Below are 7392 nucleotides of genomic sequence, written 5' to 3'. Positions count from 1 at the left end.
CGCGCCGCCTATGCCATCGACCTTGCCGTTCCACAGCGGCTTGCGCGGCAATGGCGATATGCTGGGATCGAAGAGCGCAAACTTGATGCTCGACGAGCCGCAGTTAAGCACGAGTATCAAGTCGCTCATGGCGGCGCATCCTTGTAACGATGCGCCAGCAGCAGGGCGATCGCGCACGAAGCCAGCCGCGATTCGCGTGAATCGGCACGACTGGTCAACACGATCGGTACTTTGGCACCCAGCACTATGCCTGCGCTGGAGGCGCCGCCCAGATATTCAAGCTGCTTGGCCAGCATGTTGCCGCTTTCGAGATCCGGTACCACCAGCACATCCGCCCGGCCTGCAACCTCGGACACTATGCCCTTGATGTGCGCGGCCGCAACCGAGACGGCATTGTCGAATGCCAGCGGGCCGTCGACGATGCCGCCCGCTATCTGGCCCCGGTCCGCCATCTTGCACAGCGCTGCTGCATCCAGCGTTGCCTTCATTTCGGAATTGACTGTTTCCACAGCTGCCAGTATCGCCACGCGCGGCTGTGCAACGCCGATTGCGTGCGCCAGGTCGATTGCATTGCGCACAATGTCGGCCTTGTCTTCCAGCGTAGGGGCGATATTGATGGCGGCATCGGTGATGATGAAAGGACGCGGGTAGGCCGGCGTCTGCATCAGGAAGCAGTGACTGATGCGACGTTTGGTGCGCAGGCATGGCTGGGCGAGGATCGCATGCATCAATTCATCCGTATGCAGGCTGCCTTTCATCAAGGCGGCCACTTTTCCCTGTGCCGCCATGTCGGCGGCACGCGCAGCTGCGGCATGGCTATGCGCGACATCTTCGATGACGATGCCGGAGATATCGAGTCCGGCTTGCGCGGCGATGGCCTCCAGTTTTGCGCGCGGCGCAACCAGGATAGGCTCTATCAATCCTGCGGCGCGGGCATCGAGCACGGCTGTCAGGCTCAAGGCATCGCAGGGATGCACCACCGCCATGCAGATGCGGCCGAGAGGGCGTACATGGTCGAGCAGGCGCGTCAATCCGCCGCCGGCTGTCAGGCGGACTTCCGGCAAGGTGCTGCGTGCCCGCTCGATGCGTTTGCTAGGTGCAATCACTTCGGCTTCGCCGCTAATGACGGATTGCCCATCCTGATTGACGCCCAGGCAGGCAAACGTGATGCGCTTCTGTGCTTCGTCGCGTGCACTGACAGTCACGCTGATCGTCAGCGTATCGCCTATGCGCACCGGCGCTGCGAATTTCAGTGTTTGTCCGAGGTAGATCGTGCCCGGACCGGGCAGGCGCGTACCCAGCATTGCCGAAATAAGCGCGCCGCCCAGCATCCCATGCGCAATCACGCCGTGAAAGTCCGTGGATGCCGCATCTTCCACCGCCAGCGGCTGCGGATTCGCGTCGCCCGACAGCGCTGCAAACAGTTGTATATCCTCCAGCGTCAGCGTGTGTTCCATTGCCGCCGTGTCGCCGATGGCGATTTCCTCGAAGGTGAAATTGCGCACTGTCAGCAGATCGTCACCGGCCAGGTTTGCCGGCCGAGAGAGCTTGTCGGTCATCGCTGTACCTTCCTTGAATTAAAAAATGGGATTCAAAATGAAATTCAGTGTGCATAAGATCCTGCAAGAGCATGAGCGCCGGAGTTATTTGGCGCCCCGCGCTTTACAGACAGTCTATCCGGCTCGCTGCAATATTTCTTGATCCTGATCAATCCGACAAAAAAAGCCAGGGTAAAAATCAGCATCAGGATGCTTTTCGCGCATGCCTGATCCACTTGACGATCTCGAACCACAGCACGCTTGCCAGGCCTGCGCTGATCGCAATGAGCAATTCAGTCGCCGGCAATGCTGCGAAACGGAACACCGTCTGCAGAAATGGCAGATACAGCGCGAGCAGTAGCAGGCCAAGCGCCACGGCGCTGACGATCCAGATTGCGGGATTGGGGGTGCGCAAGGATTCAAGCATCGTGCGTGTGCGGGAGCGATTCGAGAATATCAGCGCCAGATTGGCGGCTACCAGCGTGGCGAAGGCAAAGGCGCGCGCCTCGGCTTCCGGCAGGCTGCCTTGCGCCCAGAAATAGGCTGCCATTACCGCCGCCAGCGCCAGCGCACCCTGCAGGAACGCGAAGCCGATTTCGCTGGCGCGGAACAGGGCTGCATCTGCCTGGCGCGGCGGCTGCGCCATGCTGTCTGCTTCCGGCGCTTCGTTTTCAAACGCCAGCGAACAGGCCGGGTCTATGATCAGTTCCAGAAACACGATATGCATCGGATACAGCATGACGGGCAAGCCCAGCAGGACCGGTAGCAACGCCATGCCGGCTATCGGCATATGCATCGACAGCACATAAGCCATGGCTTTTTTCATGTTGCTGTAAATCGTGCGGCCGTTGCGAATCGCGTCGACGATGGAGGTGAACCTGTCGTCCAGCAATACAAGCGAGGCAGATTCGCGCGCCACATCGGTGCCGCGCTGGCCCATGGCGATGCCGACCTGCGCCGCCTTCAGGGCCGGTGCGTCGTTGACGCCATCACCGGTCATGGCGACGACTTCGCCATTCGCCTTCAAGGCTTGCACGATCTGCAGTTTTTGTGTCGGCGTGATGCGGGCGCACACGCTTACGTTTTTGATGTGCGCGCGCAGTTCGGTTTCATCCATTTTGGCGAGTGCCTCGCCGGTCAAGACTACACCCGTCGCGAGTCCTGCCTGCTTTGCAATCGCGCTGGCGGTCGTCGCATAATCACCGGTAATCATGATGACGCGGATGCCGGCTGCACCAAACTGACGGACCGCATTCGGGATGCCTTCCCGCAACGGATCTTCGAGACCGATCAAACCGATGAATTCGAAGGCGAAGTCATGCTGACTGTCCGGCCATTCGGAGTGCGCATGCACTGCTTGCGCGACACCGAGTACCCGCAAGCCGCGCGCGGCCATTCTATCGACGGCTGCCAGCACGGTGTGCGCAGTCTGTGCATCCAGGTCGCATAGCTTGACGATGACTTCAGGCGCGCCCTTGGCAGCAATCACGTAAGCATCCTGGTCTTCGGCTTTCCAGGCGTGCGACATGGCTGGCAGCGCCGGCGAGAGTGTGTATTCCCGCGCCAGCGTCCAGTCATCGTGCAAACGATCGGTCCCGCTCAAATACTGCGCACCCATCCGGTGAAAGGCTTTTTCCATCGGATCGAATGGCGCTTCCTGGCTGGCGAGTATCGAAAACTCAAGCAGCTCATGGAAGGCTTCGGGCAAGTTCGTCTGCATCGCGGCATCCATGATGATTTCTTCACCATTGATGTACAGGCTGGCCACCGACATGCGGTTTTCCGTCAGCGTGCCGGTCTTGTCCACGCACAGCACAGAGGCGGTGCCCAGCGTTTCTATCGCTGACAGGTGGCGCGTCAGCACATGCGCGCGGGCCAGGCGCCAGGCGCCCAGTGCCGGGAAAACAGTCAGTACCACCGCGAACTCTTCGGGCAGCATGGACATGGCCAGCGCGATGCCGGCCAGCAGCGCCTGCAGCCAGTCGCCGCGTGTGATGCCATAGACCAGCACAAGCAATATGCTCATCGCTACGCCGAGTACGGCAAACATCATGATCAGGCGGCTGATCTGTTTTTGCAGCGGCGAGGAGCGGGCCGTGATGCTTTGCAAGGCCACACCGATGCGGCCGATTTCGCTGTGTATCCCGGTGGCAGTGACTTGTGCAATGCCATGTCCCTGCACCACGAGCGTGCCGGCATATACGTAGGGCAAGTCATCACCGCCCGGCTGGGCCGGTCCGCTCTGGTCGCCGGCCGGATCCTTGCGCACCGACAGTGCTTCCCCCGTCAGCAGTGATTCATCTACCTGTATGCCGCTGCCTGACAGCAGCAAGCCGTCGGCCGATACCTTGTCGCCTTCTGAGAGGACGATGAGGTCGCCGCGCACCAGATCGCGGCTATCTATATGTATCTTGTTGCCGTCGCGTATCACCAGCGCGCGCGGGCTGCTGATGTCGCGCAAGGCTTTCAGCGCATGTTCGGTCTTGCCTTCCTGGTATAGCGCCAGGCCCAGCGTCACTACTACCATGCCGAACAGGAACAGGCCTTCCTGCAGCTCGCCTATGATCAGATACAGAAAACCGGCACCGAACAGCAGCAGGAACATCGGTTCACGCATCGCATCGATGACGATGCGCAGATAGCTGCGGTATTGCCCTCCCGGCAGTTCATTGGTGCCATCAGCGACCAGGCGACGCTTCGCCTCGCTGGAACTCAGGCCTTGCTTGAGATCAGTTTCATCCATATTTCTGTTCGGCGCCTATCGGAAAGGGGGCTGCATCATGATCGGTTCTGGCCAGCACGGTTTGATTTCTTCCTGCGTTCTTGGCAGTGTACATGGCCGCATCTGCACGGCTCAGCAAGGCATTCCAGTCGGCACATTCAGGGCTCAACATGGCAACGCCAAAACTGGCGGTAAATTTCAACTCCCCGAGCGGCGTGGCGATCCGTATTGCTTCAATCGCATGACGCAAGCGTTCGGCGCACAGCAGGGCTTCTGCTTCATCGGCATCGGGCAACAGGCAGGCGAATTCCTCACCTCCTATGCGGGCGAAATAGTCGCTTGCACGCAAAGCCTGGCTACACGTCTTGACGAGCGCCTGGATCGCCTGGTCGCCGATTTCATGTCCGTAAGTGTCGTTGATGCGCTTGAAATTGTCGATGTCGAGCATGGCGGCAGCAAGCGGCCGCCCATGGCGTTTGGCCAGTGATATCTCGCGGCTTGCCAGTTCGCTCATGTACTGGCGATTGCATGCTCCCGTCAAACCGTCGTGCCGGCACGCATGCAGCAAGGTTTTTTCAAGCAGGAAGGCGCGCAGACGGAAAGAACGGATCATCATCATGCTGGCGAAAGCCAGCGCAATGGACAGGAAATAAAACATCAAGCTATTCAAGAAACCGAACATCGGCATGCTGATGGCGCTGAGCAGTATGAAAACCAGGGTAGGGACGCTGAGCACAAACAGGAAGGTTTGGACGCGCAAGGTCACGACCGATATGAAAAATACGCACATCGTAATGGCTGTCAAACCGTACAAAAACCCGTCGTTCAGCACGAGCGTGCAAATGATGATCGCGCTGACATGGGTCCAGTAGATCCAGGCAAAACGCTGTATCTGGCTCCATGGCAGGCGGGTCTCAATATACGCCAGTGATCCTGCCAGCACGCAGACCGTGCGTATCGAAAAGGTGGTCAGCAGCTGTGCCGGATCAATGAAGTAATCCCACAAGGCAAAGGACAGCACGATCAGGCCGAACAGGGGCCCCAGCATGGGCAATAGCTGCCCGAGTTCAAAATCAAGTCGCGTCGTCAGTTCTTGTTCGTCACTTTCCGTCAGTGGAGGCAAGCGTGAAACTTCAAAAGATGCGATCGATGCCTGCATGAAGTTAAATATTTTTATCATGGCGCGAGCACATAATCACCGGGGGCCGCGCATAACTGCGGCCCCATGGCCGGCGGCTTGATTTTCTTGCCGGATCGGGTAAGCAGCCATGCCTCCCATGCAGGCCACCATGAACCTTCATGCAGCGGCGCTGCGGTTTGCCAGGCATCGGCATCCATATAGGCATCGTCATGCCTGTGCGTCGCAATTTGATAACTCCTGTTCGGATGGCCGGGTGGCGAAACGACGCCGGCATTGTGGCCGCCGGATGCCAGCAGGAAGGTCACCTCGGTATCGGAGAGGTGATGGATCTTGTATGTCGAGCGCCACGGTGCGACATGATCGGCAACCGTGCCTACCGCGCAGATCGGGATATCGATGTCGGTCAGACTGACCGGCCGTCCTTCGGTCAGGTAGCGGCCTTCGGCCAGATCGTTGTGCAGGAATAATTGCCGCAGGTATTCCGAATGCATGCGATAGGGCATGCGTGTTGCATCGGCATTCCACGCCATCAAGTCGCGTTTTTGTTCCGGCAATCCGAGCAGGTACTGATGCAGGCGGCGCGACCAGATCAAGTCGTTGGAACGGATCAGCTGGAAGGCGCCAGCCATTTTTTTTGTATCCAGATAGCCCTGATCCCACATGCTCGCTTCGAGGAAATTGATCTGGCTTTCGTCTATGAACAGCGACAGCTCGCCCGGCTCCTCGAAATCGACCTGCGCGGCGAGCATCGTCATGCTGGCCAGGCGCTGGTCGCCATCGCGCGCCATCGTCGCTGCGGCGATCGACAGCAGAGTGCCGCCCAGGCAATAGCCGACCGCATTGATCTGCGGCGCGCCGCTGATGCGGGTGACGGCATCGATTGCGGCCATGACGCCCAGCTTCCGATAGTCTTCCATCGACAGATCGCGGTCTTCGGCATGCGGGTTTTTCCATGAAATCATGAATACCGTATAGCCGCTGTCGACCAGATATTTGACCAGCGAATTTTGCGGCGACAGATCAAGGATGTAGTACTTCATGATCCAGGCCGGAACAAACAGCAGCGGCACCGCATGCACGCTTTTGGTCGTCGGCGCATATTGGATCAGCTCTATCAGGTGATTGCGGAAAACCACCTGACCCGGCGTGACGGCCAGGTTTTCCCCGACCTTGTAGGGCGAGTCTGCATCACTGCTCTTGCCTTCGGCTTGCTGCCAGTCGGCTAGCGCATTGGCGGCACCCCGTATCAGGTTCATGCCGCCGCTGCGCAAGGTTTCCTGCTGTACTACCGGATTGGTAGTAAGGAAATTCGATGGCGCCATCATGTCCAGGATTTGACGGGTAGTGAAGGTCACCACATCTTCATGATGCTGGGAGACACCGCGCACGCCGGTCGTGGCGCGATGCCACCATTGCTGGTTCAGCAGGAAGCCCTGTGAAATCACATTGAAAGGCCATGCCTGCCAGGCTGGATCGGTAAAGCGCTTGTCTTGCGGCAGGCAATGTATGCATGGCTGCATGTCAGGGTCGTCATGGCAAGCTGCACTGCTTGCATAGACCAGCCAGCGCCAGAAATTCTGCCATCCCTTCTCTATCAGTTTTTCCTGTTTTGAAGGGGCCAGCTGCAAATGGGACAGCCAGTCAAAATAGGCATTGGCCAGGGCGGCCGGTGAAATGCCGCCGGTAAATCTGCCCAGCCACGCATTGCTGATCAAATCAAGGCGCGCGGATGGATACTCATGTTCCGGATATTCCTGCGTCAACGGATTGAGCCATGCGCTCGCCTGGCGTTCTCCACTGGCAGATTGGGGCTTGTTTGCTTTGCTCATCGCTTTGCTTTCAAGATGTCTTATCGTATCAGACTAGCAATCGATGGTTGAAGTGGTTTGATCCAAATCAATTTGCCTGCATTGGATGAAAAACGGATGGGACCAGTCAAGCATGCCGGGAAGAGCCTGCATATCTTTTGATCCAGGTCAAAAACCTGGAGT

4 protein-coding genes and 1 pseudogene are annotated in these 7392 nt (G+C 58.5%); all 5 read right to left on the bottom strand.

Annotated features, from left to right (window positions below; translation table 11 throughout):
* Window positions 1-129 (bottom strand): annotated as a pseudogene (locus Q7T06_RS00780) (acetate kinase); the annotation flags it as partial.
* Complete coding sequence (locus tag Q7T06_RS00775; RefSeq protein WP_304778501.1) at window positions 126-1559, bottom strand: bifunctional enoyl-CoA hydratase/phosphate acetyltransferase; 1434 nt, start codon at window positions 1557-1559, stop codon at window positions 126-128. The gene Q7T06_RS00775 and the pseudogene Q7T06_RS00780, both read right to left, overlap by 4 nt.
* 184 nt (window positions 1560-1743) lie before the next feature.
* Window positions 1744-4281 (bottom strand): cation-translocating P-type ATPase, encoded by a 2538-nt coding sequence (locus Q7T06_RS00770; RefSeq protein WP_304778498.1) that lies wholly within the window; start codon window positions 4279-4281, stop codon window positions 1744-1746.
* Window positions 4274-5440: a GGDEF domain-containing protein gene (locus Q7T06_RS00765; RefSeq protein WP_304778494.1), complete on the bottom strand. Its 1167-nt coding sequence runs from the start codon at window positions 5438-5440 to the stop codon at window positions 4274-4276. Before Q7T06_RS00765 ends, Q7T06_RS00770 begins: the two co-directional genes overlap by 8 nt.
* A complete protein-coding gene (locus Q7T06_RS00760; RefSeq protein WP_304778491.1) occupies window positions 5437-7230 on the bottom strand; it encodes an alpha/beta hydrolase in 1794 nt (597 codons plus the stop codon). The genes Q7T06_RS00765 and Q7T06_RS00760 overlap by 4 nt, the downstream gene beginning before the upstream one ends.
* Window positions 7231-7392 lie beyond the last annotated feature (162 nt).

This window comes from Herminiimonas sp. (assembly GCF_030645555.1).
Classification (GTDB): Bacteria; Pseudomonadota; Gammaproteobacteria; order Burkholderiales; family Burkholderiaceae_D; genus Oxalicibacterium.
The sequence above is the reverse complement of the archived record's forward strand: the minus strand, read 5'-3'. Positions and strand labels throughout refer to the sequence as shown.

Excerpts from the sequence above, each read along its gene's own strand:
- Q7T06_RS00775 (WP_304778501.1), bottom strand. The coding sequence starts at position 1,559 with ATGACCGACAAGCTCTCTCGGCCGGCAAACCTGGCCGGTGACGATCTG.
- Q7T06_RS00770 (WP_304778498.1), bottom strand. The coding sequence starts at position 4,281 with ATGGATGAAACTGATCTCAAGCAAGGCCTGAGTTCCAGCGAGGCGAAG.
- Q7T06_RS00765 (WP_304778494.1), bottom strand. The coding sequence starts at position 5,440 with ATGATAAAAATATTTAACTTCATGCAGGCATCGATCGCATCTTTTGAA.
- Q7T06_RS00760 (WP_304778491.1), bottom strand. The coding sequence starts at position 7,230 with ATGAGCAAAGCAAACAAGCCCCAATCTGCCAGTGGAGAACGCCAGGCG.